The organism is Arminella tubonensis (assembly GCF_003240585.1).
Taxonomy (GTDB): domain Bacteria; phylum Pseudomonadota; class Alphaproteobacteria; order Rhizobiales; family Rhizobiaceae; genus Rhizobium; species Rhizobium tubonense.
The window spans coordinates 275,308-301,866 of record NZ_PCDP01000036.1; the positions used below are offsets into that span (position 1 = coordinate 275,308).

The window sequence follows — 26,559 nt, forward strand, 5'->3', positions numbered from 1 at the left end:
AATCGACGGTGATGCCGCAGTGGACGTGGGATCGCCGGAGCTGCCGACTTGCCTAGCCCTCGACGAATAGGTATTCGCAGGAATGCTAAATAATGAGCCGGATAGGGAAATGGCGGAATTGTCGAAATCAGCGGTAACCAAGGAAACAGGGATCAGGCACTTCTTTGCGGCTGCCGGTTATTCCTGGGGTGGTTTTCTTAGAATCCTGCACGAGGCGGCGTTTCGCCAGGAGCTGCTGTTCTGCGTGGTTGCCCTGGCGATCCTGGCGCTGGTCGGTGCGACGCTGCCGGAAATCTTGATTTCGGTGATGCTGTTTCTCGGGCTTTTCGCTATCGAGGCGATGAATACTGCGGTCGAGGAAGTCATCGACAAGATATCGCCGGAGATATCGAGCGTTGGCAAGCATGCGAAGGACCTGGGCTCGTTCGCGGTATTCTGCATGCTGCTTGCCTGCGGGCTGCATCTGATCTTCACGACCGTCAGCCACCTCTTCTTCCACTGATCAGGCGAAGCTTTTCCTCTTGCGCCCGACAGTCAGTGCATCCTCGACGGCGGGCAGGCTCTGCAACACCCGCATTGCCGGCAGGATGGCGATTGCCTCGGTGCCTTCGCGCAGCTTCGATTTCAGGATGAATTGCCCGTCGTGCTTTGCAAGGATCGCCTGGACGATCGGCAGGCCGAGGCCGGTGCCCTGTTCGGCGCTCTTGATGGCGATCGAGCCTTGCCCAAAAGCAGAGAGAACGACCGGGATTTCCTCCTCCGGAATACCGGGGCCGTTGTCCTTGATGGAGACATACTGACCGCCGCCGGCTGTCCAGCCGACCTTGACGCAGATCTCACCGCCTTGAGGCGTGAATTTGACGGCGTTGGAGAGCAGATTGAGGACCACCTGGCGCAGCGATTTCTCATCGGCCCAGAGGGACGGGAGCTTTGGTTCGAACTGCTGTGAGATCGAGATATTCTTGGCGCGGGCGCGCAGCTGCACCATGCCGATGCAATCCTCGGCGATGTCGAGCAGGGAGATCGCCTCTTCACTCAAATCATACTTTCCGGCCTCGATGCGTGACAGGTCGAGAATTTCGTTGATGAGGTTGAGGAGATGCTGGCCGGAGCGGTGGATGTCGCCGGTATATTCCTTGTAGGTCGGATTGTTGAGCGGCCCCATGACTTCCGCCGACATGACTTCGGAAAAGCCGAGGATCGCGTTCAGCGGCGTCCGGAGCTCGTGCGACATTGAAGCGAGGAAGCGGGACTTGGCCAGGTTTGCTTCTTCTGCGCGGCGGCGGGCTTCGTCGGACATCGATTTGGCCACCTCGAGCTCGACGATCAGGTCGTCCTTTTCCGACTGGAAAGACAGGATCTTCAGGTTCGACTGGAAAAGGCGGTCGGTGATGAAGGTGAAGAAGACGACGGCGGTGACGAAGATCGCCATCAGGCCGAGATCAAGCGGCTCGCGCGTGAGGGCGACCCTGAAGCAGAGAGCAAGAACCGTCGGCGCGAAGGAAAAGAGGACTGCGCGCGGCAGCATGAAATTCGACATCGCGGTGACGCAGACCGCGGCCAGCAGCATTGCTCCCTTGTAGGCAGCGAAGGATTGACCCTCGCAGGTCGCGCAGCCCTGTATCGCGAAAAACGCCCAGCAGCAGCCTATCAGGACCTGCCCGAGGATCAGGATGCGTCGCCATTTGCGGGCGCTTTCGGAGGTGATTTCCTGTTTGGCGGCGCGCTTGGCGAGCAGCATGTTGATCGCATGCGCGCTCAACGTCAGGAATGCCCAGGTAAATATCTGAATGTCGCGGGTGAAATAGATGCCGAGACCGGCGATGATGACGACGAAGACCGGCATGATCGACGCGCCCTGCAGCATGGCGCTGATATGCATCGCGATCAGTTCGCGGTCGAAATTGCCGACATGACCGGTCTGCAGCCTTTCGCGCGTCTGTCGCACAGCCTTGGACACGGCCTTGTTGCGATGACTGCGCGATCGGTCAACGATGATTTTATCTGTCGATGTGCTGACGCCGTTACTCATGTGCACGTTGAAACTTGTTCTGCAGATGGCTACAGACTATTCGCCAATCGTTAAGAAGATGCTGCGTCGGCAATGATCTGTTTGCCATCTTTGCGAAGGATTTGTTTTTCAAGGAGGCAAAAGCGTGACGCGATCCGGTCGACTCAGTCGTGACGCGATCACCGCATTCGCGCTTCTGGGGCTGATTGCGCTCTTTGCAGCGATGTTGAACAACCGGCCGCAAACCACTCTATCGGGTGGATTTAACGTCATCGACGGGGATAGTTTGTCACGCAGCGGTGACCGCTTTCGGCTGGTCGGGATCGATGCGCCGGAATACCGGCAGCAATGTGAGCGGGATGGCGTGCATTGGCTCTGCGGGCAGGAAGCTCGGGCGCTGCTTGTTAAGCTTCTGCAGGGTGGGTCTATCGAGTGTCGTGGCAATGACCGCGACCGCTACGATCGGTTGCTTGTCACCTGCCGAACGAATGAAGATGACATCAACGCGGAGATGGTGAGGCGGGGGATGGCCGTTTCCTTCGGAAGCTATCGATCCGAGGAGAATGCGGCTCGGGCGGCGCGTGCCGGGATGTGGGCCGGCAATTTCGAGCGCCCGCAGGATTTCCGACGAGAGGAGCAGGCAGGTAGTCCCAAAGGGCAGGATCTGTTCGCGGCGGCGGCTGATTTCGTGAAGCGCCTGGCAGGATGGAACTGATGATGACGACCGAGGCCGGGCGCGAGGACGCGCTGCAGTTGCTGCGACGGGATATTTCCGCGTGCCGCGTCTGCCGCGATGCACCAGCGCGCGGGATGGAGTATCGGCTGCCGCATGAGCCACGACCGGTGGTCGTTCTATCGTCCAGGGCGCGGATTCTCATTGCCGGACAAGCGCCCGGCCTGAGGGTCCACCAAAGCGGCTTGCCATTCGACGACGCGTCGGGCGACCGGCTGCGCCAATGGCTGGGGGTCGATCGCGGGATGTTCTATGATGCGGAACGATTTGCGATGGTGCCGATGGGCTTCTGTTTTCCGGGCTATGACGCAAAGGGAGGCGATCTGCCGCCGCGCCGCGAATGCGCACCGCTCTGGCGCCAGGCCGCGATGGCCGCGATGCCGCAGGTCGAGCTCATCCTGACAGTCGGACAATATGCGCAAACCTGGCACCTGGGGTCGGTACGGATGTCGTCGATGACGGAGACCGTCGCCGAGTGGCGCCGCTATCTTCTGACGAACCGGTCTCCCGCGATGTTGCCGCTGCCTCATCCGAGCTGGCGTAATAGCGGCTGGCTGAAGCGAAATCCCTGGTTTGAAGCGGAGCTCGTGCCGGAGTTGCAAAAACGTGTGAAAATCCTGCTTTCTTGAAACAAGTTTCTTCGCATTTGTCGGAATCGGGTTATATAGAGAATATATTTCGAAAGGACATTGGGGATGGACCGTCTAGACAGAAAGATCCTGCGGCTTTTGCAGGAGGATTCAACGCTTGCAGTGGCCGATCTTGCCAAGAAGGTCGGCCTTTCCACGACACCTTGCTGGCGGCGCATCCAGAAGATGGAAGAAGACGGCGTCATCCGCGGCCGCGTAGCGTTGCTCGATCCGGTCAAGGTCAACACCAAGGTCACCGTCTTCGTTTCGATCCGCACCAGCAGCCACTCGATCGAATGGCTGAAGCGCTTTTCCGAGGTCGTCTCGGAATTTCCCGAAGTGGTGGAATTCTACCGCATGAGCGGCGATGTCGATTATCTGCTGCGCGTCGTCGTGCCTGATATCGCTGCCTATGACGCGTTCTACAAGCGGATGATCGCCAAGATCGAGATCCGCGACGTGTCCTCGGTCTTCGCCATGGAGCAGATCAAGTACTCGACCCAATTGCCGCTCGATTATATGATCCTGGACAACGCCAAGTCGCACGACGAGTGAGAGCTTCTGAATTGGAAGCGACAACGCCCGCGCAATGCGGGCGTTGTCAATTGGGCAATCACTTCCGATCGAGCCGTGCCAATAGCGACGACGTATCCCAGCGTTTGCCGCCCATCGCCTGGACGTCGCCGTAGAATTGGTCGACGAGGGCCGTCACCGGAAGTTTGGCGCCGTTGCGGCGGGCTTCGGTGAGGACGATGTCGAGGTCCTTACGCATCCAGTCGACGGCGAAGCCGAAGTCGTATTTCCCGGCATTCATCGTCTTGTGGCGGTTTTCCATCTGCCAGGAGCCGGCGGCGCCCTTGGAGATCACCTCAATGACCTTTTCGATATCGAGGCCGGCCTGCTTGCCGAAATGGATGCCTTCCGCCAGACCTTGAACGACGCCGGCGATGCAGATCTGGTTGATCATCTTCGTCAATTGGCCGGATCCGACCGCGCCCATCAGCCCGACCATCCTTGCATAGGCATCGATCACCGGCTTTGCCTTGTCGAACGTTGCCTCGTCACCACCGCACATGACGGTCAGCACGCCATTTTCAGCACCCGCCTGACCGCCTGAGACCGGGGCGTCGATGAAGCCGCAACCTTTTTCCTTGGTCGCGGCAAAAAGCTCGCGCGCGACTTCGGCGCTGGCCGTGGTGTTGTCTATGAGGATCGCGCCGGATTTCATGGCCGGAATTGCGCCGTCCTCACCGATCGTTACGGACCGCAGGTCGTCGTCATTGCCGACGCAGGTGAAGACGAAATCAGCGCCTTCTGCAGCTGCGGCAGGTGTCGGGGCGGACTTTCCGCCATATTGCTTCACCCAGGCGTCCGCCTTGGCGGCGGTACGATTATAGACAGTGATGTCGTGGCCGCCCTTGACCGCGAGGTGTCCTGCCATGGGATAGCCCATGACGCCCATGCCGATGAACGCGACTTTTGCCATTCTTGAACCCTTTCTGAAACTCGGCTTCGAGGCTTAGCGGAAAGGTGAAAGAGGGGGAAGGGTGTTTGCCGCTTCGGCGCGCTGCGTGTGGATGCCCGAACGAGAATTCCTCGTTTCCGGCGTTTGGCGGAATTGCAATTCGCCAGAGGGCGCGACCTAGAAATATATATTGTCGATAAATTTGATGGAGTTGCCATTCTTAGGCAATGGATTTGATGCTTTGCTCTTTTAAAAAAAAGGAATTTTCATGATTTCGCGTAGATACACTCTTGGCCTCCTCGGTGCATTTGCTGCATCCTCCGTCCTTTCAGCCATGCAGCCCGCCCGCGCGGCGACGGCGACAAGCTTCCGGATAGGCTGGCAGAAGAGCGGGGTACTTGGGCTTGCCAAGCGCGAAAAGGCACTTGAGACCCTTTTGGCTGAACGGGGGATTTCGGTTGAGTGGGTGGAATTCACATCTGGCCCACCGTTGCTGGAAGCGCTTGGAGCAGGTGCACTCGACTTCGGCGCAACAGGCGACATACCGCCGCTGTTCGCCCAAGCTGCCAACGGAGATTTGCTCTATGTCGGGCTATATAAGGGGAGCCCTGAAGGTCTGGCCATTCTGGTTCACAAGCAGTCTAGTATTCAGTCGCTTGCTGATCTCAAGGGCAAGAAGGTGGCTTTCAAGCGCGGCACGGTCGCGCATAACCTTGCCGTCGATGCGTTGCGTAAGGCTGGTTTGACGACCGAGGATATTGAGGCCATCGATCTTTCGCCGCCCGACGCGGCGGCGGCATTCAAAACCGGTAGCATAGACGCGTGGGTAATATGGGATCCCTATCTGGCGCTCGTTGAGGCTGACCCCAATACCCGGATCCTGTCCACCGCACGTGGTATTGTTGATACCTATAGTTTCTTCCTGGGCAACGGCGATTTCACAAGGTCGAACCCAAAGGTCATCGCAGATGTCATCGATGAGTTGCGGAAGGTCGGCACCGCCGCTCAAGGTCGCCTTGACGAAACGCTTGCCGCATTGTCAGAAATTACCGGCATATCGCCGGAGGCGACGCGGGTAACCTATACGCGTCCCGGCTATGATCTTGGCAACGTTTCAACGATCACGGATGACGCAGTCGCCCACCAGCAGAATCTTGCCGACGAGTTTTATGGACTGGGGATCGTGCCGAAGAAGCTCAACGTCAGCGAGATCGTCTGGAGACCCAAAGCGAGCTGATCGGCTCAGCTTCGCCCTGGCGCTCAAAACATGATGCCGGACCCCTGGTCTCGGCAAAAATATTCCACGCAGCCAAGAAGAATAGAAAATCCCTATTGTCGATCTAATCAGTGGTCTATGCGACTATCGGCCTTATCGAGCGGGCCCCGATGCCGGCTGTTTTGAGGGAAGGCGGCTGCTTGTTCGAGCCGCATCAAGCTGGAAGGGATTTTCATGATCACGCGCAGAAGGATATTGGGACTGATCGGTGCCGCTGCTTCGGTCGCGCTTTTGCCTGAGGTAAGGGGCGCAAGCGCCGCGACTGGCCCCACCCTTCGGATCGGCTGGCAGAAGTTCGGCGTCGTGGCGCTGGCCAAGAGCACCGGTGCGCTTGAAAAGCGGTTTGCCGACAAGGGCGTGACCATCGAGTGGAACGAGTTCACCTCGGGGCCACCGATCCTCGAGGCGGTCGGCGCCGGCGCTCTCGATTTCGGCATCACAGGCGATGTGCCGCCACTGTTTGCGCAGGCGGCAGGCGGCGATCTGCTTTATGTCGGCGCCTACAAGGGGCCGGCAGCGTTTCATGGCTTGCTCGTGAAAAAGGACGCGCCTTACCAGAAGATCGAAGATCTGAAGGGCAAGAAGGTCGCTTACAAGCGCGGTTCGAGCGCCCATAACTTCGCCATCAAGGCGCTGCGCAAGGCCGGGCTGACGGTGTCCGATATTACCGAAGTCGATCTTGCGCCGCCGGATGCCGCTGCTGCCTTCAAGAACGGCAGCATCGACGCCTGGGCGATCTGGGACCCCTTCTTCGCGGTGACGGAAGCCGACCCGGAAACGCGGGTGCTGACGACATCGGAAGGCATTCTCGACAACTGGGGCTATTTCCTCGGCAACGGCGCCTTCACGGCAAAGAATCCCGAACTGATCGCCGAAGTCATCGATGAACTCGCCAAGGTTGGCGCGGCGGCTCAGGGCAACCTCGACGGCACCGTCAAATCGCTGTCGCAGATCACCGGCGTTCCTGCCGCCATTACCCGCGTGACGCTCACCCGCAGCCAGGCCGATCTCGGCAAGGTATCGCTGGTGCCGGACGAGGCGCTTGCCTACCAGCAGGCGCTTGCCGACGATTTCTACAGCCTCGGTATCGTGCCGAAGAAGCTCAATGTCAGCGACATCGTCTGGCATCCGAAAGCAAGCTGATCTCCTCGAATACGGAAACAGGACAATACCTATGACCGCGACTTCCAAGCCCATCGATTTTCTCTGGTTCATCCCGACATCCGGCGACGGCACCTATCTCGGCTCTGCCGATCTCAACCGGAGCACCGACATCGGCTATCTGACGCAGATCGCCCAGGCGGTCGACAGGCTCGGCTACTCCGGCGTCCTGCTGCCGACGGGCGTTGCCTGCGAGGAATCCTTTGTCACGGCGGCCGCGCTTGCCGCCCACACGCAGAAACTGAAGTTCCTGGTGGCCATCCGCCCAGGAACTGCTTCGCCCGCCTATTATGCTCGTCTTGCATCGACGCTCGATCGCGTCTCCAACGGGCGCCTGCTGCTGAACATCGTGGTTGGCGGCAGTCCGGCCGAGCTTGCCGGCGACGGCATCTATCTTGAGCATGATGAGCGCTATGCTCATGCCGACGAGTTCTTCCATGTCTTCGAAGAGCTGATGGAGAAAGGATCGTCGACTTTCGAGGGCAAATACATCAAGGCAACGAACGCGCGCCTCGGGCTGCCGCCGGTCCAGTCGCCGCGCCCACCTCTCTATTTCGGCGGTTCGTCGGATGCGGGTGTCGATTTCTCGGTTGGCCGTGTCGACAAGTATCTCACCTGGGGCGAGCCACCAGCGCAGGTCGCCGAGAAGGTCGAAAAGGTTCGTGCCGCCGCCGCCCTAAAGGGCCGCGAAGTCAGCTTCGGCATTCGCCTGCACTTCATCGTCCGCGAGACCGAAGAGGAGGCGTGGGCGGCTGCAGACCGGCTGATTTCCCATCTCGACGACAAGACCATCAGCGAGGCGCAGGAGCGCTTCGTCAAGGAGTCCGACTCAGTCGGCCAGAAGCGCATGGCAGCGCTGCATGGCGGCCGACGCGACAAGCTCGAAGTCTCGCCGAACCTCTGGGCCGGCGTCGGGCTGGTACGTGCCGGTGCCGGTACGGCACTGGTCGGGACTCCGAAGACAGTCGCGGCGCGGCTACGCGAATATCAGGAGATCGGTATCGAAACCGTGATCGGCTCCGGCTATCCGCATCTGGAAGAGGCCTACCGGGTGGCAGAGCTCCTGTTTCCGGAACTCGGGCTCGTCCGGCAGGAACAGCGCTCGAACTTCGACAACGAGTTCGGCGCCAAGCAGGTGTTTGCCGGTGGCAGCCATGGCGGCAATCTGAAGGTCGTGTCCGGATCCTGATCCGGTTGCACGCGAGGAGACCGACCATGGTGGCATTCGACGCATCACTCGTACGGGGCAAGCCGCGGAGCAAATCCCGCGGCAGCGGCTCCGCTGCTGCTGCGGCATCGGCGGAGCGGCTGGTGCCGTATCTCGTGCCGGTGCTGGTTGTTGCCGTCTGGCAGATCGCGTCGTCGGCCGGGTGGATTTCCTCGCGCATCATGCCGTCGCCGGCCGACGTCGTGCTCGCCTTCTGGCAGACGACGATCTCCGGTCAGTTGCCGAGGGATATCGCCGTCAGCGCAGGACGGGCGCTGGCTGGTCTCTTCGTCGGCGGCGCGATCGGCTTCCTGCTCGGGATCGCCAACGGCGTGTCACGGCTGTCGGAACGGCTGACCGACACGACGCTGCAGATGCTCAGGACCATTCCGCACCTGGCGATGATCCCGCTGGTCATCCTCTGGTTCGGGATCGGCGAGGAATCGAAGCTGTTCCTGACATCGCTCGGCGTGCTTTTCCCTGTCTATCTCAACACCTATCATGGCGTCCGCAATGTCGACCGCGACCTTATCGAAATGGGACGGGTCTACGGCATGAGCAACTGGACGCTGTTTCGCAAGGTGATCTTTCCCGGCGCGTTGCCCTCGATCTTCGTCGGCCTGCGCTATGCACTGGGCATCATGTGGCTGACGCTGATCGTGTCGGAATCTATCGCGGCATCGTCAGGTATTGGCCATATGGCCAACAATGCCCGCGAATTCATGATGACCGACGTGGTCGTCCTATCACTGGTGATCTACGCCGTGCTCGGTAAGCTGGCGGATGTCGTCGCCCGAGCCCTGGAGCGCAGGGCACTCCGCTGGAACCCGGTCTATCAGCATTGAGGACGAGATGATGAATGTTGTTACCCACGAGCGTTTCCGTGCCGCCGAAGTCGACGACCTCGGGCCGCGCCCCGTCGCCGCAGGCGCTGCCGCCATCCGCGTCAGGGGTCTCGAAAAGGATTTTGGCGACAACAAGGTGTTGCGCGGCATCGATCTCGACATTCCCGCCGGGCAGTTCGTTGCGATCATCGGCAAGAGCGGCTGCGGAAAGAGCACGCTTCTGCGCATTCTGATGGGCCTGGACCAGCCGACCGACGGTACCTTGAGCTTTGAAAGCGCCGACCGCTCGGCGACGCCGAATGCGCGAATCGTGTTTCAGGAGCCTCGGCTGCTGCCCTGGCTGACCGTCGCGGACAATGTCGCTGTCGGCCTCGGCGAGGGTGTCTCGAAGCCAGCGGGCAGGGCGGAGGCTGCTGCCGTCCTTTCCGAGGTGCAGCTTTCGGAGAAGGCGGGCGATTGGCCGGCGCAACTTTCCGGCGGCCAGAGGCAGCGCGTGGCTCTTGCTCGCGCACTGGTCAGCAAGCCCGGCGTGCTGGCGCTCGACGAGCCGCTCGGGGCTCTCGATGCGCTTACGCGCATCAGCATGCAGGAACTTCTGAACCGCGTCTGGCGCGAGCTGGGCTTCACGGCAGTTCTCGTCACTCACGACGTCAGCGAGGCCGTGCATCTTGCCGACCGCGTCGTCGTGCTGGACGAGGGACGCATCACGCTCGATATAGCCGTTCCGCATCCCCACCCGCGCCGGCACGGCAATCCGGCGTTGGCGGAACTGGAGGGCAAGCTGCTTGCCGCCATTCTGGGCGAGGGGCGGACGTCTTAACCTCCCCCTTGATGGGGGAGGTCGCGCGGAACACGCGGGTGGGGGTGATTGTTGGGTGTCACCAAAGGTCACCCCACCCCGGCACTTCGTGCCGACCCTCCTCATCAAGGGGAGGGTGAACCTCAGGGCCCGCCGAAAGCTGGCCGTTAGGCCAGCCGGGCAATCACGAGATGCCCCGGGGTCGGCTCGCCGTCCTGCATGCGGACATTGATGTCGGTGATTTCGACCAGTTCGAAGCCGGTGGCTGTCAGGCGTTCGCGAACGTAACTTTCGGAATGGGCAAAGCGCTGATGCGGGCCGACCATATAGGGGCGGCCTGCCATCGTGGCTTCGGGCAGGGTCTCGGACGAGAAGATAAACAGGCCGCCTGGCTGTAGATTTTCGGCGGTACCGAAGAACAGTGGTTCGAGGGCGCCGAGGTATGGCAGCACGTCTGTCGCCGTGATGATGTCGAACGCCTCATCGTCATTGTCCTCGAGGAAATCCTCGACCTCGGCGACGTAAAGCGTCTCGTAGATATCCTTTTCGTGGGCGACTTCGACCATGTTCTCGGAAAGGTCAATCCCGGTCATGTCAGCGACGATGTCGCGCAGCGCGCCGCCTGTCAGGCCGGTGCCGCAGCCGAGGTCGAGAAGACGCTTGAAGGGGCCGAGCCCGAGTGCCTGCAGGCGCTGGCGCACCAGCATCGGCACGTGATAGCCGAGTTGCTCGACGAGTACGTCCTCGAAGACCTCAGCATGTTGATCGAACAGCGTCTCGACATAGGCGTCGGGCGCTCTTGCGGGCGTTTCGCCCCGGCCCATGGAGGCGATGCGAACGGCGGCGCCGCCGTGATCCTCCGGGTCGATAGCGAGCACATCGGTATAGGCGGCTACCGCGGCGTCGATATCGCCGGATTTTTCCAGCGCCAATGCACGGTTATAGGCTTCCGCGAGCGCGTCTTCGTCGATTTTCTTTTTCATGCGCGCCTTTTATGCCGAGGCAAAAGGCGCCGCAACCGCTATTTCAGTTCAGGATGAATTCGCCTTTCAGCGCCCGCCAGTCCGTGGCGGAGATCAGCCTGCGATGAACGTAGCGGACAGAGTGCAGAGGCCCGTCCAGTTTCTCCTGCCAGAATTTGAGGAAGCCGTGCATCTCCGGAAAATCCGGAGCCAGATCGTAGTCCTGCCAGAGATAAGTCTGGAGGATCGCCGGATGGTCGGGCATTCGATAGAAAATCTGCGCAGTCGTCAGTCCGTAGCCTTTCAGTTGCAGTTCCATTTCCTTGTGCATGAGCTCTCGCTTTCTGTTCCCACATTTTCGGTGACTCGCGGTCATCCGGGGGATGACAAGTGGTCACACCGGGGATGACAAGTCGTCACCCCCAAATGAGAACATGCCACGCTTAACCTAAGCTTTACAATTCTGTCGTAAATGCAATTTTTGTTACGAATATCAATATGTTAGCAGCGTGCGTGGTTGAGTGCTGCCAAGCCCCAGTCGTCGGCGTTCAGCGCTTCAGATGGCGCGTCAGCCGCGCCTCGAACCAGGCCCAGAGGTGACGAAGCGCTTCGACGATCGACAGGTAGAAAATCGCGGCCCAGAGGTAGGTCTGGTAGTCATATGTCTGCGAGAATGCGTATCGCGTCTCACCCATCAAATCGAGCACGGTGATGATGGCGACGACGGCCGAGCCCTTGATCAAAAGGATGATCTCATTGCCGTAGGGCCTTAGCGCCACGATCAGCGCCTGCGGCAGGATGATCTTGTAGAAGGCGACCAGCTTGTGGATGCCGAGCGAGGCTGCTGCCTCATGCTGGCCGCGATGGACGCTCTCGATCGCGCCTCGCAGGATTTCCGTCTGGTAGGCTGCCGTGTTCAGCGTCATCGAGAGGAGGCCGCAATACCAGGCCTCGCGGAAGAACCACCAGAGGCCAACGCTCTGCAGCTCGGGACGAAAGCCGCCGAGGCCGTAGTAGAGCAGGAACAGCTGCGCCAGCAGCGGCGTGCCGCGGAAGATATAGACATAGACGTAAGCAAAGCCGCTGAAGATGCGATTTCTCGACATGCGGGCGAAGGCCAGCGGAACTGAAAGCAGGGCGCCGAAGATCACCGAAAAGATCACGAGTTCGAGCGTCGTCATCAGGCCATGCAGGTAACGGGGCCCGAATTTGAAGAACTTCTCGTTGTCCCAGTTCGTGACCATCATCAGCAGCAGCGCTAGGCCGAGCAAGGCCCATAGGCCGACAACGAAATAGCCGACGACACGGGCGGTGGTAACCCTTTTCATCAATTCCGGCGGTGCCGGCTGTGCCGGGATAAGGGCTTCCGCGTGGCTCATCGGCGAACCTCCGAACGCTTGGTCCAGCGATCGATGAAGCCGAGACCGATCGACGAAATGACGGCCAGCGCGAGATAAAGAATGCAGGCGAGCATGTAGAAAAAGAATGCGTCCTTGGTGACCCTGACGGCGATGCCCGTCTGGCGCAAAATGTCGGAAAGGCCGATGATCGAAACGTAGGACGTGTCCTTCAGCAGGTTCATCCAGAGGTTCCCGAGGCCCGGGAGCGCGATGCGGATCAATTGCGGCAATACGATCAGCCTCATCGTGCCGACACGATGTAGGCCAAGCGAATCTCCGGCCTCGTATTGTCCCTTGGGGATCGCCCGAAAGGCCGAGAGCAGCACCTCGGCGCAGTAGGCGGAGAAGACGACCGATAAGGCGAGCATGCCGGCGACGAATGCGTTGATTTCGACGCGTCCGTTATATCCGAGCCCGGACAGGGCGGACTGGATCAGGATCTGCATGCCGTAATAGACGATGAAGAGTGTCAGAAGCTCGGGCAGGCCGCGGAATATCGTGGTGTAGATGCCGGCGGCAAGACGGACGGACTTTTCTTCCGATTGCTGGCCGAGGGCGACGATGAAGCCGATGAGCAGGCCGACCGGCAGCGTTGCGAGCGCGACGATGATCGTGACCTTCAGGCCCAGTCCTATCTCGTCGCCCCAGCCGGCGTCGCCGCAGGCGAGAATCGTATTTGAGCCGAACAGGGTGAAGAGGCCGGCAGGGCCGCACATCGGGTCAAGAATAGTGCTCAGCCAGTCCCAGAACGAGCCGAGCGCGGAAAACAATCCGCTCATGCCATATTTTCCCCTCGCGACTTTTTGCCGCTTTCATCTTGCTGCAACAGTTCAACAAAAATGGCGGAAGAGCAAGTCTTCCGCCACGATGTTTTCTCAAGGAAACAAGCTATCAATCGCCGTAAACGTCGAAGTTGAAATACTTGTCCTGGATTTTCTTGTAGGTGCCGTCGGCGCGGATCGCGGCGATGGCAGTGTTGAGCTTGTCCTTCAGCGGATCGCCCTGGCGAACGGCGATGCCGGCGCCTTCGCCGTTGATGACCTTGTCGGTCGGCAGGGTGCCAAGCATCTTGCAGCATTTGCCGGCGTCCGAGGCGACCCATTCGGACAGAACGACGACATCGTCGATGACGGCGTCGATACGGCCGTTGGCGATATCGAGCTTGTACTCGTCAGCCGTCGGATAGAGCTTCAGTTCGACGTCCTTCAAGTGGGCGGTGGCGTAGTTGGCGTGGGTCGTCGAGGACTGCGCGCCGATGGTCTTGCCCTTGAGCCCGGCATCGGTCGCTTCGGTTACCGTGGAATCCTTCGGCACGGCGATAGCCGGTGGCGTGTTGTAGATCTTGCTGGTGAAGTCGACGCTTTTCAGGCGCTCAGGGGTGATCGACATCGAAGAAACGATGGCATCGAACTTCTTGGCCTGGAGAGCCGGGATGATACCGTCGAAGTCCTGGTTGATGAACGAGCACTTGACCTTCATCTGGTCGCAGAGAGCATTTGCGATATCGATGTCGAAGCCCTGGAACTTGCCCGCGGAATCCAGCGACTCGAAGGGTGGGTAGGTGGCATCGGTGCCGATGACCAATGTATCGCCTTCAGCCATGGCGACGCCGGCGAAGAGCGACATCGCTGCAAGTGAAGCGGCGGCGAAGAAACGGGTTGAATTACGCATGTGGGTCCTCTCTGTTGGTACCGCGTGGTGTTGTTGTTTTCCGTGCGCGGCTATCAGGGACGGCGCTTGGCTCGCCCCGGCTCGATAATTTTCCTCTTTTCTCGGAAATTGCAACTGGAATTACGAAGTGGTGGTGCGGCGCACAATGCGGCTCGTCATCCAGAAGCTGAACGCAACCCTGTTGGCGCGTTCATAGCGGGTTAATTCGATGTTTCCTATGACCTGGGGAACAAAGGTGGGCTTGGCGCGATTCTGCCCCGGCTTGACCGCAAATAGGCCCCGTTGTGACGCGATACCCCGGCACCGTCCGGCTTCAAGTGAGAACGGCAAAAGAATTTTATGAGGAGACCCAATGGGTAACAGATCCAGATTGTTCGCCAGCGCAGCCTTTCCCTTGCTATCGCTATCGTTGATGTTCCAGCCCGCCGGCGCAGCATTGCTCCAGCAGGGCGCCGCAAATACCGTCGCCCGACAGGTTGCCGAAGGAGGTTCGGTCGAGGTCGCGCAGCAGGCAGCGCCGGACGCGGGCGACGCTGAACAGGAGCTCCTCAAGAAGAAGAAGGCCGAGGAGGGACAGGCTCAACCGGAGAAGAAGCCGGAAAAGCACGAGCCCGCTGCCGAAAAACCGGCTGCTGAGCCTGAAGCTCCCAAGCCTCCTAAACAGGAAGCCCCGAAGCAGGAAGCGCCGAAGCCAGCGCCCGCCGCCGAACCGGAAGCCGCGCCAAAGCCGAAGGCTGCAGCCGAGCCGGCTGCTCAGCCGGAAGCCCAGCCTGAAGTCAAGAAGCCACACAAGCAGAACGCCGAAGAGCAGGCCCAGCCTGAGGCCGCGCCGAAGCCGAAAGCCGCCGCCGCCGAACCACAGGCAGCGCCGGCCGAACCGGCGCCGGCTGCTGCCCCGGAAGGCAAGCCGAAGAAGCATCAGAAACCTGCCGAACAGGCGGCCGAACCGGCACAGACGCCAGCAGCTAAGGCCGCCGCCGAGCAGCCGACCGCTACCGCAGCTCCGGCTGCCGAACCGGCTGCCCCAACGCAGCCTGACGGCCAGCCGAAGAAGCATCACAAGCCTGCAGAACAGGCCGCCGAGCCAGCTCAGGCCGAGGCTCCCGCTACCGTTGTTCCGACCGCACCTGCAGCGCCGGCCCAGCCGGCCGAAAAGCCGGTTCACAAACAGCCTGCGGAACAGGTCGTTCCCGGCACCGAGAAGCCTCCGGTTCCAAAGACCGAGGGTGCCAAGGAGCCTGCCAAGCAGCAGCAGGGCGAACAGCCCGCGGCAACGCCAGGAACCGAGAAGCCGGCCGCGCCCAAGACCCAGGCTGAAGGCCAGCCGGTAGCCCCGGCGGCGCCCGGTGAAAAGCCCGCGGCGCCCGCCGATGCAGCAGCCCCTGCAACACCCGCAAGCGGCGCGGCTCCGGCGGCAAATGCCGCTCAGCAGGCGGCACCGGCGTCAACAGGCGGAGAAACCGTCTCGCCGCAGGAACTCGAGCGTCGCAAGAAGATTGCTGAGAATCCAACCGCTGCAAGCGCCGGCACGGGACCTGTCATTCTGCCGGTCCAGAACGGTGCCGCAGTCCTCGACAGCGACAAGGATGCTGCTCGACGCGGGCATCACCAGCGTAACGGCCAGGAGCCGCAGGTTCCGGGCCAGCCGGCACAGGCCGGACAGCCGTTGGCGCCTGCAGGGCAGGGCCAGGCCGACCAAGGTCAGGCTCAGAACGGCCAGCGGCCTCCGGCACCGGCCAATGTCAGGGCGCCGACCTCGGATGCAGACGCACAGCGGGCTCCCGGTGGAAACCAGGCACCGGCGATCAAGGTCGAGGCCATCACCCGCGATCAGGGACGGCGGATGGATCAGCGGCCGAATTTCGATGCGCCTGACGGCGCCCGGATCGGGGATCGCCAGAACGACCGCGTGATCATCAACTTCGGCGACGACGTCTTTGTCCGTCACGATGACACCCAGCGTTTTACCCGCGACGGAGAACGGCCGACCTACGAGCAGCTCGATCGCGACCGTTATCGCGAGACGATCGATCGTCCGGACGGCGATCGGATCATCACAGTTCGCAATCGCTATGGCGACATCATCCAGCGTTCGCGCATCGACGGCCGCGGCCGTGAGTATGTGTTGTTCTATTCGCCGGAGCTTGAAGACCGGCCCAACCAGGACGATTACTACCGCGACCCCGGCGACGACCTGCCACCGATGCGCCTGCGCATTCCGCTGAACCAGTACATCATCGATACCAGCGAGGATCAGAACCAGGACTACTACGACTTCCTGCGCAAGCCGCCGGTCGAGCCGGTGGAGCGCGTCTATTCGCTGAACGAGGTGCGTTACTCTGCCCGTATCCGCGACAAGGTGCGTCGTATCGATCTCGATACGATTACATTCGCCACGGGCAGCGCCGAAATTCCCATGGTGCAGGCTAAGACCCTGCGGGGGATTGCCGATGCGATCGGCAAGGTCGTCAAGCAAGATCCGACCGAGACCTTCCTGATCGAGGGCCATACGGATGCCGTCGGATCGGACCAGAGCAACCTCATCCTTTCGGATCAGCGCGCTGAATCGGTCGCCAACGTGCTTACCGACGTTTACGGCATACCGCCGGAAAACCTGGCAACGCAGGGCTATGGCGAGCAGTACCTGAAGGTGCGGACAGATGGCCCCGAACAGGAAAACCGTCGCGTCACCATTCGCCGCGTGACGGCACTGGTTCGCCCGGTCGCCTCGAAGAACTAAATCGCTTCTGATTGAAGATGATAAAGGCCGTCGGGAAACCGGCGGCCTTTATGTTTGCGGCGGCTGGAGATCGACTGTCGTGGCTATGAAATTGGCGATCGCCATCGTGTCGTCGAGGTCGAATACCGGAAGCGTCGCGTCGCCGACCAAGTGGTCTGCAGCGATCGCCAATATATGCGGATCCTGCGGCGCCAAGGGTTCGCGGTTTGCGGCGTCGAGACGCCGCGCCTCGATCTTGGGGATGGGTTCCCGCTTGTACCCCTCGATCAGCACGAGGTCGCAAGGGGCAAGCCGGGCCAGGATCTCCTCGAAAGAAGGCTCCGGCGCGCCGCGCATCTCGTGCATGATGGCGTATCGGGTTCCCGAGACGAGCGCGACTTCATGGGCGCCCGCCTCGCGATGGCGAAAACTGTCGGCGCCGACCTTGTCGATATCGAAGTCATGGTGCGCATGCTTCATGGTGGAGATGCGGTAGCCGCGACGAGTGAATTCGGCCACCAGCCGAACGGCCAGGCCGGTTTTCCCAGAGTTTTTCCAGCCTGCAATTCCAAAGATTTTGGGTGCGGTCATCGAGGGAGAACCTGCAGCCATTGTTCCGCCTCCTTGAGATCATCAGGCGTATTGACGTTGAAGAACGGGTCGAGCGCGCCATGGGTCGTCTCGATCATTTCAAACTCCACTCTCCGAACGGTATGCCGCGCCAGGAAATCACGCATTCTGCGCTTTTCGTCGGCCAGAAGCCAGTTTTCCAGCTCGTCGGCGATTGCGACGGGCCAGAGACCGAAGACGGGATGGTCGCGGTCTTGAGATGTGGCGATGGCAATAGCTTGCGCTCCGTCAAGCGATGCGGCCAGACTCGACACGAGATCTTCCGGCAAGAACGGGCTGTCGATCGGCACAGTCACCACATATGTCGCTTGCGGGTGACTTGCGGCCGTATCGCGCAAGGCGGCCAGCACCCCGGCGAGCGGCCCGGCCTTGCCGGGAATGGTGTCGGGGATCAGCCGTAATCCCAGCGCCTCAGGCCAATCCGGATCGGCGTTGAGTGCGAGAGCCGAAACCTGGGGCGAGATCCGCGCCTTGATGCGCGCGAGCAGGCTTTCTCCACCGAGATCGGCAATAGCCTTGTTGCGTCCCATTCTGCTGGAGCGGCCGCCGGCAAGTATGACGCCCGGGATTGTCTTCGGATCGATCTTCAACACGCTCATTTTCAGTCTCAGGCTGGAATTCGCGCCGTCGATTCCGTAGCGACCTTGTTGGCGAGATTGCGCCGGCTCTCGCGGTAGAAGGTATAGAGACCGGAGGCGATGACAATGGTGGATCCGATACCGGTCCAGACATCGGGCATCTCACCAAAGAAAATCATGCCGAGCAGTGCCGAGAAGATGAGGCTGAGATAACGCAGCGGAGCGACGACCGATATTTCGCCGGTGCGCATGGCCTGGATCGCCGTCTGGTAGCCGATCAGCACCGTGACGCCGGCCAGCGCGATATGCGACAGCGACGTGATGCTGACCGGTTGCCAGCCGCCGAAGGGTACGATGCAAAGACCGCCGATGGCCGACACCGAGATAGCGGTGCAAACCGTTACCATCAGCGACGGGATATCCTTGCTGACGCAGCGCGTCGCCAGATCGCGGGCTGCGGTAATGAACATGCTGGCGACCACGAGCAGGGCCGCAGCGGTGAAGCCCTCCGGGCCTGGGCGGATAATGATCAGCACACCGAGAAAGCCGACCACGATCGCCGACCAGCGCCGCCAGCCGACCGGCTCTTTCAGGAACAATGCCGCGCCTAGCGTCACCGCGAGCGGGATCGCCTGCAGGATCGCCGAGGCGTTGGCGATCGGCATCATGCCAAGCGCGGTGATGTAGGTAACGGCTGCCAGTGCCTCGCAGATCACCCGAAGCATGATCATCGGCTGCAGGACGACGCGCCAGGAGCGAAGGGCGCCAACCCTTCGCGCCATCAGGTAAACGAGGATACTGGTGATGATGCCGCGCAGGAACATGATCTCGCCGGCGTTCATCACCGAGATGACGGACTTCGACAGGGCGTCGCCGCTCGAAAACGCCGCCATTGCCGCGGCCATGTAGAGCGCGCCCTTGCTGTTGTTCGTCAATGTCATGAGAGATTCCCGAGCTTCCGTACGGCACTCTGTACTTCGGAAAGCTGCGGAATGAAATCGGGCCGGCCGCAGCCTAGATCAAATTCGATTTTGCATTGCAATGCAGGTTGAGCGAGCCCTGAACAGGCCGTCTCCGGGTAGAAAAATCGCCTTCCGGCGCAATTTGCCATATGATTACATGCTTTTATGCCCGCGATTAATCGTTATTCAACCTTATTTCCCGAGATTTATGTTAAGTTTTGCATGAAGCGAAAACATCGACCGAAACGCGACGGGAATGTGATCCTGCCAACGCCGGACATCTGGTTTCTGGCCAGTACATTGGGGCGCGGCATGTTTTCCATCGATCGTCTGTTGCAAGGTCGTCGTATCGTCACGAAGGTCCTGATTTTCGTCGTACCGCTGGTTGTGCTGATCGCCGGTGTCGGCCTTCTCGGTTATCACACCGCCAACATCCTCAATGGACATATGACGGTCACGCGGGCGACGATCGGCAATATCAGTGATTTCGAAAACCTGCAGGCGGCGCTCCAGGAATTCACGACCTCCCCGACCGATGAGACGCGCAAGGCGCTGACTGCCAAGATCGATGCCCAGGAAGATGGCGTGCAGCGCCTCAATGGCCTGCTGCCGACCGACGAGCAGCGACAGAAGGTGGCGATCGTCAGCGCGCTTGCCGCAAAAATGCGGACCCAGGCGGCGACGCTCTGGGCGCTGAAGCAGAAGCAGGACGAAAGCATCGACGCCATCGCCAAGGCGGTTCAGGGCATTGCGGCCAATGGACAGGCCGCGGCAAAGCAGATCGACATCATCCGCAAGGATTTCGGCGACAAGGAGACCTTCGCCAAGGAACTGCTCTACGACTCATCCGCCTTCAAGGCGCTGATCGACAAGATGGGCAAGCTCCGGGTGCAGGTGCAGATGTCCGCGGATTCGAATGAGGAAATATCGGATGCGCGGCTTTATCTCGATGCGATCCTCAAGCAGCTGACCGCCTCTCAGGCACTCGCCTCCAAACGCGGTGCTCCGTTCATTGCGACCGTTGCCGATGCGGCCGGCAAGTTCGACGCGATCCTGAAAGGCAGCGACAGCGCCGACCAGAAGGTCCAGAATTTCGCTCCGATCCTCCAGGTGTTCGTCAAGAGCGAAGGCGACATGTCGCTGCAGGCGACCAAGAACAGCGACATGGCCGCCGACCGCTTCGTCAGCCTGGACAAGATCATCGATGGCCAGAAGGAATTGCTCAACTATGTCGACCAGGCTCTCCGGCTGATCGACCGCCTGCAGCTTCATGAGAGCCGGATGGTCAACCTGCGCGACGATGCTTCGCGCGCCGTTGTACTCGCCGATCTCAAGGACCTGACAGATGCCGGCGCCAAGATCACCGAGCTCGGCCAGACGAACAGCACGATGCGCGACTTTGCCCCGCACAACAAACCACTGAGCGACGGCCTCGAAAAGGCTTCCGCCGACATGATGCAGTCGGCTGCGGACTGGAAGAAGACCCGGATCGAGTCGAACGCCATGCTGTCCGACGCCATGTCCTCGCTTCGCACCTTCGTCGCCCAGGCCCAGGAAATCGGCAAGGAAGACAGCACGCGTTCGGCCAATGTCTCGGTCTTCGTGATGATCCTCGGCACGCTTCTCGCCATCGCCGGTGGCCTGATGCTGGTGGAGGCGCTCCGTGCGCCGCTGAAGCGCGTGACGGAAATAATGACGCGGCTTGCCAGCGGCGACCTCGAGGTTGCGATCGACGGCCGCAACCGCGGCGACGAGATCGGCGACATGGTCCGCTCGGTCAGTGTCTTTCGGGATGCTGCAGTCGAGAACGTCCGCCTGGAACGCGAGGCCGAGACTGCGCGCACGATTTCGGCCGAAGACGCCGAGCGTCGCGGTGCCGAGCGCGCCCAGATCGAGGCCGAGCAGAAGCAGGCGCTGACGGCGCTGGCCGACGTGCTCAGCAAGCTTGCCGACGGCAATCTCGAAGACGAGATGCGCGAGGATCTTTCCGCCGACTTCATCGACATGGCTTTCACCTACAACCACGCAATCCAGGCACTACGCCAGACGCTTGCCGACGTGCGCACGACCGCCGAGGAAATCAAGGGCGGGACCGGCAACCTGGCAAGCTCCGCCGACGATCTGGCGCGCCGTACCGAACAGCAGGCGGCAGCCCTCGAACAAAGCTCGCGTGCGCTTCGACACCTCAGCGCCGTGGTCAGTTCCACTGCCGACCGTGCCAAGCAGACTGCGGTGACCGTCAACGAGACGCAGGCCTATGCCACGCAGTCCGGCGAAGTCGTCGCCAAGGCGGTCGGTGCGATGGGCGAGATCAATCGTTCCTCGGAGAAGATCAGCAATATCATCAGCGTCATCGACGAAATTGCCTTCCAGACCAATCTCCTGGCGCTCAACGCCGGCGTCGAGGCGGCGCGGGCAGGCGAGGCGGGTCGTGGATTTGCCGTCGTCGCGCAGGAAGTCCGAGAGCTGGCGCAGCGTTGCGCCAATGCCGCCAAGGAGATCAAGGGACTGATCTCGGCAAGCTCCGCCCAGGTCCAGAACGGCGTCCTGCTGGTCGAACAGACAGGGTCCGCACTGACGCAGATCATCCACCACGTCACCGGTGTCCAGCAACTCGTCGCCGAGATTTCCGCTGCAACCGCCGAGCAGTCGACGGGCATCGCCGAAGTCACGCACGCGGTGAACCAGGTGGAACTGATCACCCAGAAAAATGCCGCGATGGTCGAAGAGAACAACGCCGAAATCCACGGCCTGCGCCAACGCGTCGACCTGCTAGCCGACAAGATCGATCGCTTCCGCACGGGCGACGCCGAGGGCGAGGCGGACTATCAGGGCTATGATTATCGGGCTGCGTAAAGCGTTCAGCGATCGATGAGAATTCGGAAGGCCGGGTCTTGCCCGGCCTTTTCGATTCCCCGTCTTGTCACCCGCCGGTGACGCTCATGTGGCGGGCGACGGCGGGTCGGTTGTGGGTGCGATCTATGATGAAGTCGTGGCCCTTCGGCTTGCGGGTGATGGCCTCGTCGATGGCGGAGTAGATGAGGGCGTTGTCTTCGGACGTGCGTAGTGCCGAGCGCAGGTCGGCGGCGTCGTTCTGGCCGAGGCACATGTAGAGTGTGCCGGTGCAGGTAACGCGGACGCGATTGCAGCTCTCGCAGAAATTATGGGTCAGCGGCGTGATGAAGCCGAGCCTGCCGCCGGTTTCCCTGACCGTCACGTACCTGGCCGGTCCACCGGTCGCGTAGGCGCTGTCAACGAGCGTGAACTGTTTCTCGAGATCGGCGCGCAGTTCCGACAGAGGCAGGTAGCGATCGGTACGGTCTTCGTCGATCTCGCCCATCGGCATCGTCTCGATCACGGTCAGGTCCATGCCGCGACCATGGGCGAAGCGCAGGATTTCGGGTATCTCGCCCTCGTTGAAGCCCTTGAGAGCGACGGTGTTGAGCTTGATCTTCAATCCGGCCTTCTGGGCCGCGTCGATGCCTTCCATCACCTTCGACAAGTCGCCCCAGCGGGTGATTGCGTGGAATTTGCCCGGATCCAGGGTGTCGAGCGAGACATTGATGCGGCGGACACCGCAGTCGTAGAGCTCCTGGGCATGCCGGGCGAGCTGCGAGCCATTGGTGGTGATGGTCAGCTCGTCGAGTGCGCCTGCCTGCACCTGGCGACCGAGCTCGCGCACCAGGAACATGATGTTCTTGCGCACCAGCGGCTCGCCTCCGGTAAGACGGATTCTCCGGACCCCTTTGGCGATGAATGCCGAACAGAGGCGGTTCAGCTCTTCGAGGGTCAGAAGGTCCTTCTTCGGCAGGAAGGTCATGTTTTCCGACATGCAATAGGTGCAGCGGAAATCGCAACGGTCGGTGACGGAAACACGCAGATAGGTAATCGCCCTGCCGAAGGGATCGATCATTGGCGACGCGTCTGCCGAGAGCGGCGATGCGTTGCCGATTGAACCCGGGCCGATGGAACCTACGATGCTATTCACAATAATCTCCGTAATGACCTTAATGTGTGCTTAGGTGATTGTTGGGTCAAGGGAAACTGCTGAGAAAGACACTTGCGCGCCAAAGACCGCCAGCCTACTCCTGCGGTCTCAGATGAAGGGTGGGAAATCGATGAGCGATGTTTGGCCGACCGAGTTGCGGGTTTCGAAGGATCGGCATCGCCTGCTGGTGACTTTCAACGACGGAGCGAGCTTCGATCTTTCCGCCGAGCTCATGCGCGTGCTTTCGCCCTCGGCGGAGGTACAAGGGCATGGTCCGGGCCAGAAGGTCACGGTTCCGGGCAAGCGCAATGTCGCGATCATCTCGATGACGCCAACCGGCAACTACGCGGTGCGCGTCGGCTTTGACGACATGCACGACACGGGCATTTTCACCTGGACCTATCTGCGCGAGCTTGGAGAGAATGCCGCCGCACTTCTGGCCACCTACGAGGCGGAATTGAAGGAAAAGGGCATGAGCCGCGACGTTTCGGAAAAGCCGCGGTAACGGGACGGGCAGACCGATGGTGCCGCTCCCTCTGGTCGCCTGCCGGCCGCTAAGCTCATGCCAGCCGGAAGTAAAGGGTATGTTGGGCGCCGCTCAGCCCTTGTAGATCAGCCAGCTCTTGCTGAAATCCTTCTGCATTCCCTGTTGGTAATGGGAAGAGCAGTTCCGGCCCGAATTCTTGGCGACATACAACGCAATGTCGGTGTTGCTATAGAGCTCGCCCGGATCAGCGGCTTCGGAACCCATGCAGATGCCCAGCGAGATTGTCACCGGACCATAGTCGACGCGGGTGCGGGAATTCTTGAACGGCGTCGTCTCGAGCGTGCGGCGGATGCGTTCGCAGACCGCCATGACTTCCTCTGACGTGTTGCCCTCGATGATGAGTGCAAATTCCTCGCCGCCGGTGCGGGCAACGAAGACGTCGCGCCGGACGTTTGAACGGATGACGGAGGCCACGGTCGCCAGGATCTTGTCGCCGACCGGGTGACCGTAGGTATCGTTGATCTTCTTGAAATTGTCGATATCGGCCAGCACCAACGCCGTCACCGGCTTGGTCATCGGATTGTCGAAGACGGTGGCAAGACGGTCGTCAAAGGCGCGGCGGTTGGATAGGCGCGTCAGCGAGTCTGTATTGGCGATGCGCTTGTATTCGTCCAGTTCCTTGCGGACCAGGTCCATCTCCTGCGAGCGCTGAGCGACGTTTTCGACCGTCTTCTCGCCGTGCGCCATGGTGGAGCCGGTCGCCTCGCTGAGGATGTCTATAGCGCTGCTCAAGAGGTCGCTGCTGGTAGTGGTCTTGGAATTGATGCGGTTGACGGTTTCGCCGAGCAGCTTGTTGTAGCTGGCGAGCGACGTCTGCTCCTGCTTCAGCACGCGAAGCACGCCGTCGAGTTCCGAAATCAGACGCGAATGCGCATCGTCGAATACGACGCCGGCATTGTGCGAGAAATACTGGGATCCGACCTTGTCGAGCTCTTCCTGCGTCGCGTTGCTGCCGAGCGCGGCAAGCTCGCGGGTCAATGCGGGATTGGATCCGATGTAAGCCTCGTAGAAGAGCTCGTAATTACGTGGGATCGGTGCGACGCCCATGGATCGCATGGCAAAGGTGATCTGCCCCGCCACGTCGGGAACTTGCGCCTTGGGCGCAAACACCGTGCTCATCCGCGAACTCCTGAAATAATTCAAATTGTCCTTATTTTTTGTTACCTTAAAATTCTTTTGAAAAGATTAAGAGAATGAGTATCAAAGATTATTCAAAGTCTATGGATATCGCCGTTACTTGCCGGCGCCTAGTTGAAGCTGCTGTAGAAAGTCATCTTGAAAAGGAAAAAAGAGACGCCGTGGAGGCGCCTCTTTTCTGATCGAGCTGAGTTCTGAACTTCGCATCCCCAGTCAGGTTGCAATCACTTCGGCCCGATCATCGTTTCCGGCCGGACGATGGCGTCGTACTCTTCAGAAGTCACCAGCCCGCTTGCCAACGCTTCTTCCTTCAGTGTGGTGCCGTGCTTGTGGGCCGTCTTCGCAATCTTGGCGGCGTTGTCGTAGCCGATCTTCGGCGCCAGCGCCGTTACCAGCATCAGCGAGCGTTCCAGACCTGCCTTGATATTATCCTCACGCGCCTCAATGCCGACAACGCAATTGTCGGTGAAGGAGACGGCGGCGTCGCCGAGCAACTGGACCGACTGGAGGAAATTATAGGCCATCATCGGGTTATAGACATTGAGTTCGAAATGGCCCTGGCTGCCGGCGAAGGTGAGGGCGGCATTGTTGCCGAAGACATGGGCGCAGACCTGCGTCAGTGCTTCGCATTGGGTCGGATTGACCTTGCCCGGCATGATCGAGGAGCCGGGTTCGTTCTCGGGCAGCGACAGTTCGCCGAGGCCGGCGCGCGGGCCGGAGCCGAGGAGGCGGATGTCGTTGGCGATCTTGAAAAGGCCGGCGGCCGCGGAGTTGATCGCGCCATGGCTGAACACCATCGAGTCGTGCGCAGCCAACGCCTCGAATTTGTTCGGCGCTGTAACGAAGGGAAGGCCGGTAATGCTGGCGATCTCGTCGGCGACCTTCTCGGCAAAGCCGATCGGTGCGTTGAGGCCGGTACCGACTGCCGTCCCACCCTGAGCCAGTTCGCAAAGGCCCGGCAACGTCAACTCGATGCGCTTGATCGCCGAGGCGACCTGCGCGGAATATCCCGAAAATTCCTGGCCAAGCGTCAGCGGCGTCGCATCCTGCGTGTGGGTGCGGCCGATCTTGATGATATGCGCAAACGCCTTGACCTTGACCTCGAGCGCCGCGTGCAGATGCTTCAAGGCGGGGAGCAGATGGTGGACGATCTGTTCGGCGCAGGCGATGTGCATCGCGGTCGGATAGGTGTCGTTCGACGACTGGCTCATGTTGACGTGATCATTCGGATGGACAGGCTTCTTCGAGCCCATGACGCCGCCGAGCATCTCGATGGCCCGGTTGGAGATGACCTCGTTGGCGTTCATGTTCGATTGCGTGCCTGATCCGGTCTGCCAGACGACCAGCGGGAAGTGTTCGTCAAGCTTGCCGTCGACCACTTCCTGCGCTGCCGCCGCGATCACTTTGCCGAGTTCCGGATCGAGCTGGCCGAGTTCCACATTGGCGCGGGCGGCAGCCTGCTTGACGATGCCGAGCGCGCGGACGATCGACAGCGGCTGCTTTTCCCAGCCGATCTTGAAATTGCCGAGCGAACGTTGCGCCTGCGCCCCCCAATAGCGGTCGCTGGCCACTTCGATCGGGCCAAAGGTATCGGTTTCCGTGCGGGTCGAAGTCATTGACGTTGTCTTTCCTAATGCTGTGGACGGGGCAAAGAGTTGGTGCCGTTTATAGGTCCGATCGGCGCTCAATAAAACAGTCGAAATCGGTCTTTTGTGATGTCAGCTGTCATGATTGCTTGGGGCGGCGGAAGGTCGTGCCTTTTATGACACTGTTGGTAGATATTCGTTTTTCGTCCACCGGACGTCTTCAAAATGCAGCATAAAATGGAGTAAAAAATTA

General features: G+C 60.6%; 25 protein-coding genes. 12 read left to right on the forward strand and 13 right to left on the reverse strand.

Annotation, left to right across the window (positions count from 1 at the left end):
• Positions 1 to 118: 118 nt before the first annotated feature.
• Positions 119 to 502, forward strand: a complete 384-nt coding sequence (locus CPY51_RS16265; RefSeq protein WP_195909555.1) for a diacylglycerol kinase — start codon at positions 119 to 121, stop codon at positions 500 to 502.
• Here the strand turns inward: CPY51_RS16265 and CPY51_RS16270 are convergent, their stop codons facing one another.
• Entirely contained in the window at positions 503 to 2,032 is a 1,530-nt protein-coding gene (locus CPY51_RS16270; protein WP_111161250.1) for a sensor histidine kinase, read from the reverse strand.
• A 124-nt stretch (positions 2,033 to 2,156) separates the two neighbouring features.
• On the opposite strand from CPY51_RS16270, the gene CPY51_RS16275 reads away from it, so the two are divergent.
• From CPY51_RS16275 to CPY51_RS16285, 3 genes are all read left to right on the forward strand, one after another.
• A complete protein-coding gene (locus tag CPY51_RS16275) occupies positions 2,157 to 2,726 on the forward strand; it encodes a thermonuclease family protein (RefSeq protein WP_111161251.1) in 570 nt (189 codons plus the stop codon).
• A gap of 2 nt (positions 2,727 to 2,728) precedes the next feature.
• On the forward strand, positions 2,729 to 3,373 hold the full coding sequence (locus CPY51_RS16280) for a uracil-DNA glycosylase family protein (RefSeq protein WP_111161252.1): 645 nt from the start codon (positions 2,729 to 2,731) through the stop codon (positions 3,371 to 3,373).
• Positions 3,374 to 3,439: 66 nt separating this feature from the next.
• Complete coding sequence (locus tag CPY51_RS16285) at positions 3,440 to 3,928, forward strand: Lrp/AsnC family transcriptional regulator (RefSeq protein ID WP_111161253.1); 489 nt, start codon at positions 3,440 to 3,442, stop codon at positions 3,926 to 3,928.
• Positions 3,929 to 3,986: 58 nt separating this feature from the next.
• Here CPY51_RS16285 and CPY51_RS16290 read toward each other — a convergent pair whose 3' ends face one another.
• Positions 3,987 to 4,859, reverse strand: a complete 873-nt coding sequence (locus CPY51_RS16290; protein WP_111161254.1) for an NAD(P)-dependent oxidoreductase — start codon at positions 4,857 to 4,859, stop codon at positions 3,987 to 3,989.
• Between the two features lie 247 nt (positions 4,860 to 5,106).
• On the opposite strand from CPY51_RS16290, the gene CPY51_RS16295 reads away from it, so the two are divergent.
• The 5 genes from CPY51_RS16295 to CPY51_RS16315 all read left to right on the forward strand — a co-directional run bounded on the left by CPY51_RS16295 (position 5,107) and on the right by CPY51_RS16315 (position 10,147).
• Entirely contained in the window at positions 5,107 to 6,075 is a 969-nt protein-coding gene (locus tag CPY51_RS16295; protein WP_111161255.1) for an aliphatic sulfonate ABC transporter substrate-binding protein, read from the forward strand.
• 213 nt (positions 6,076 to 6,288) lie between these two features.
• Positions 6,289 to 7,257, forward strand: a complete 969-nt coding sequence (locus CPY51_RS16300; protein ID WP_111161256.1) for an aliphatic sulfonate ABC transporter substrate-binding protein — start codon at positions 6,289 to 6,291, stop codon at positions 7,255 to 7,257.
• A 31-nt stretch (positions 7,258 to 7,288) separates the two neighbouring features.
• Positions 7,289 to 8,464, forward strand: coding sequence for an FMNH2-dependent alkanesulfonate monooxygenase (gene ssuD, locus CPY51_RS16305; protein WP_111161257.1), 1,176 nt, complete (start codon positions 7,289 to 7,291; stop codon positions 8,462 to 8,464).
• A 26-nt stretch (positions 8,465 to 8,490) separates the two neighbouring features.
• Positions 8,491 to 9,327, forward strand: coding sequence for an aliphatic sulfonate ABC transporter permease SsuC (gene ssuC, locus CPY51_RS16310; RefSeq protein ID WP_111161258.1), 837 nt, complete (start codon positions 8,491 to 8,493; stop codon positions 9,325 to 9,327).
• Positions 9,328 to 9,337: 10 nt separating this feature from the next.
• Complete coding sequence (locus tag CPY51_RS16315) at positions 9,338 to 10,147, forward strand: ABC transporter ATP-binding protein (RefSeq protein ID WP_111161423.1); 810 nt, start codon at positions 9,338 to 9,340, stop codon at positions 10,145 to 10,147.
• A 146-nt stretch (positions 10,148 to 10,293) separates the two neighbouring features.
• Here CPY51_RS16315 and CPY51_RS16320 read toward each other — a convergent pair whose 3' ends face one another.
• From CPY51_RS16320 to CPY51_RS16340, 5 genes are all read right to left on the reverse strand, one after another.
• Positions 10,294 to 11,109, reverse strand: coding sequence for a class I SAM-dependent methyltransferase (locus tag CPY51_RS16320; protein ID WP_111161259.1), 816 nt, complete (start codon positions 11,107 to 11,109; stop codon positions 10,294 to 10,296).
• A gap of 43 nt (positions 11,110 to 11,152) precedes the next feature.
• Positions 11,153 to 11,419 carry an usg protein gene (locus CPY51_RS16325; RefSeq protein ID WP_111161260.1) on the reverse strand — a complete coding sequence of 89 codons (267 nt, stop codon included), beginning with the start codon at positions 11,417 to 11,419 and terminating at the stop codon, positions 11,153 to 11,155.
• Positions 11,420 to 11,636: 217 nt separating this feature from the next.
• Complete coding sequence (locus CPY51_RS16330) at positions 11,637 to 12,467, reverse strand: ABC transporter permease (protein ID WP_111161261.1); 831 nt, start codon at positions 12,465 to 12,467, stop codon at positions 11,637 to 11,639.
• On the reverse strand, positions 12,464 to 13,267 hold the full coding sequence (locus CPY51_RS16335) for an ABC transporter permease (RefSeq protein ID WP_111161262.1): 804 nt from the start codon (positions 13,265 to 13,267) through the stop codon (positions 12,464 to 12,466). The genes CPY51_RS16330 and CPY51_RS16335 overlap by 4 nt, the downstream gene beginning before the upstream one ends.
• 112 nt (positions 13,268 to 13,379) lie before the next feature.
• Complete coding sequence (locus tag CPY51_RS16340) at positions 13,380 to 14,159, reverse strand: transporter substrate-binding domain-containing protein (RefSeq protein WP_111161263.1); 780 nt, start codon at positions 14,157 to 14,159, stop codon at positions 13,380 to 13,382.
• Between the two features lie 352 nt (positions 14,160 to 14,511).
• Here CPY51_RS16340 and CPY51_RS16345 point away from each other — a divergent pair, with 352 nt between their 5' ends.
• Entirely contained in the window at positions 14,512 to 16,899 is a 2,388-nt protein-coding gene (locus CPY51_RS16345) for an OmpA family protein (RefSeq protein ID WP_111161264.1), read from the forward strand.
• Positions 16,900 to 16,947: 48 nt separating this feature from the next.
• Here the strand turns inward: CPY51_RS16345 and mobB are convergent, their stop codons facing one another.
• From mobB to CPY51_RS16360, 3 genes are read right to left on the reverse strand one after another with little or no spacing between them, the layout of a single operon-like run.
• Positions 16,948 to 17,469 (reverse strand): molybdopterin-guanine dinucleotide biosynthesis protein B, encoded by a 522-nt coding sequence (gene mobB, locus CPY51_RS16350; RefSeq protein WP_111161265.1) that lies wholly within the window; start codon positions 17,467 to 17,469, stop codon positions 16,948 to 16,950.
• Positions 17,466 to 18,107, reverse strand: a complete 642-nt coding sequence (gene mobA, locus CPY51_RS16355) for a molybdenum cofactor guanylyltransferase MobA (RefSeq protein ID WP_111161266.1) — start codon at positions 18,105 to 18,107, stop codon at positions 17,466 to 17,468. Before mobA ends, mobB begins: the two co-directional genes overlap by 4 nt.
• 8 nt (positions 18,108 to 18,115) lie before the next feature.
• Positions 18,116 to 19,027 (reverse strand): DMT family transporter, encoded by a 912-nt coding sequence (locus tag CPY51_RS16360; RefSeq protein ID WP_111161267.1) that lies wholly within the window; start codon positions 19,025 to 19,027, stop codon positions 18,116 to 18,118.
• A 333-nt stretch (positions 19,028 to 19,360) separates the two neighbouring features.
• On the opposite strand from CPY51_RS16360, the gene CPY51_RS16365 reads away from it, so the two are divergent.
• Entirely contained in the window at positions 19,361 to 21,904 is a 2,544-nt protein-coding gene (locus CPY51_RS16365; protein ID WP_111161424.1) for a methyl-accepting chemotaxis protein, read from the forward strand.
• A 67-nt stretch (positions 21,905 to 21,971) separates the two neighbouring features.
• On the opposite strand, the gene moaA is transcribed toward CPY51_RS16365, so the two are convergent.
• Entirely contained in the window at positions 21,972 to 22,961 is a 990-nt protein-coding gene (gene moaA, locus CPY51_RS16370) for a GTP 3',8-cyclase MoaA (protein WP_244598707.1), read from the reverse strand.
• A 205-nt stretch (positions 22,962 to 23,166) separates the two neighbouring features.
• Between moaA and CPY51_RS16375 the strand changes: the two genes are divergently transcribed.
• Positions 23,167 to 23,541 (forward strand): gamma-butyrobetaine hydroxylase family protein, encoded by a 375-nt coding sequence (locus CPY51_RS16375; protein ID WP_111161269.1) that lies wholly within the window; start codon positions 23,167 to 23,169, stop codon positions 23,539 to 23,541.
• Between the two features lie 93 nt (positions 23,542 to 23,634).
• Here CPY51_RS16375 and CPY51_RS16380 read toward each other — a convergent pair whose 3' ends face one another.
• Positions 23,635 to 24,702: a sensor domain-containing diguanylate cyclase gene (locus CPY51_RS16380; RefSeq protein WP_111161270.1), complete on the reverse strand. Its 1,068-nt coding sequence runs from the start codon at positions 24,700 to 24,702 to the stop codon at positions 23,635 to 23,637.
• 242 nt (positions 24,703 to 24,944) lie between these two features.
• Entirely contained in the window at positions 24,945 to 26,336 is a 1,392-nt protein-coding gene (gene fumC / locus CPY51_RS16385; protein WP_111161271.1) for a class II fumarate hydratase, read from the reverse strand.
• Positions 26,337 to 26,559 lie beyond the last annotated feature (223 nt).

Coding starts and splice junctions, on each gene's coding strand:
- CPY51_RS16270 (WP_111161250.1), bottom strand. CDS start 2,032: ATGAGTAACGGCGTCAGCACATCGACAGATAAAATCATCGTTGACCGA.
- CPY51_RS16280 (WP_111161252.1), top strand. CDS start 2,729: ATGACGACCGAGGCCGGGCGCGAGGACGCGCTGCAGTTGCTGCGACGG.
- CPY51_RS16285 (WP_111161253.1), top strand. CDS start 3,440: ATGGACCGTCTAGACAGAAAGATCCTGCGGCTTTTGCAGGAGGATTCA.
- CPY51_RS16290 (WP_111161254.1), bottom strand. CDS start 4,859: ATGGCAAAAGTCGCGTTCATCGGCATGGGCGTCATGGGCTATCCCATG.
- CPY51_RS16295 (WP_111161255.1), top strand. CDS start 5,107: ATGATTTCGCGTAGATACACTCTTGGCCTCCTCGGTGCATTTGCTGCA.
- CPY51_RS16300 (WP_111161256.1), top strand. CDS start 6,289: ATGATCACGCGCAGAAGGATATTGGGACTGATCGGTGCCGCTGCTTCG.
- ssuD (WP_111161257.1), top strand. CDS start 7,289: ATGACCGCGACTTCCAAGCCCATCGATTTTCTCTGGTTCATCCCGACA.
- ssuC (WP_111161258.1), top strand. CDS start 8,491: ATGGTGGCATTCGACGCATCACTCGTACGGGGCAAGCCGCGGAGCAAA.
- CPY51_RS16315 (WP_111161423.1), top strand. CDS start 9,338: ATGAATGTTGTTACCCACGAGCGTTTCCGTGCCGCCGAAGTCGACGAC.
- CPY51_RS16320 (WP_111161259.1), bottom strand. CDS start 11,109: ATGAAAAAGAAAATCGACGAAGACGCGCTCGCGGAAGCCTATAACCGT.
- CPY51_RS16325 (WP_111161260.1), bottom strand. CDS start 11,419: ATGCACAAGGAAATGGAACTGCAACTGAAAGGCTACGGACTGACGACT.
- CPY51_RS16330 (WP_111161261.1), bottom strand. CDS start 12,467: ATGAGCCACGCGGAAGCCCTTATCCCGGCACAGCCGGCACCGCCGGAA.
- CPY51_RS16335 (WP_111161262.1), bottom strand. CDS start 13,267: ATGAGCGGATTGTTTTCCGCGCTCGGCTCGTTCTGGGACTGGCTGAGC.
- CPY51_RS16340 (WP_111161263.1), bottom strand. CDS start 14,159: ATGCGTAATTCAACCCGTTTCTTCGCCGCCGCTTCACTTGCAGCGATG.
- CPY51_RS16345 (WP_111161264.1), top strand. CDS start 14,512: ATGGGTAACAGATCCAGATTGTTCGCCAGCGCAGCCTTTCCCTTGCTA.
- mobB (WP_111161265.1), bottom strand. CDS start 17,469: ATGACCGCACCCAAAATCTTTGGAATTGCAGGCTGGAAAAACTCTGGG.
- mobA (WP_111161266.1), bottom strand. CDS start 18,107: ATGAGCGTGTTGAAGATCGATCCGAAGACAATCCCGGGCGTCATACTT.
- CPY51_RS16360 (WP_111161267.1), bottom strand. CDS start 19,027: ATGACATTGACGAACAACAGCAAGGGCGCGCTCTACATGGCCGCGGCA.
- CPY51_RS16365 (WP_111161424.1), top strand. CDS start 19,361: ATGTTTTCCATCGATCGTCTGTTGCAAGGTCGTCGTATCGTCACGAAG.
- moaA (WP_244598707.1), bottom strand. CDS start 22,961: ATGATCGATCCCTTCGGCAGGGCGATTACCTATCTGCGTGTTTCCGTC.
- CPY51_RS16375 (WP_111161269.1), top strand. CDS start 23,167: ATGAGCGATGTTTGGCCGACCGAGTTGCGGGTTTCGAAGGATCGGCAT.
- CPY51_RS16380 (WP_111161270.1), bottom strand. CDS start 24,702: ATGAGCACGGTGTTTGCGCCCAAGGCGCAAGTTCCCGACGTGGCGGGG.
- fumC (WP_111161271.1), bottom strand. CDS start 26,336: ATGACTTCGACCCGCACGGAAACCGATACCTTTGGCCCGATCGAAGTG.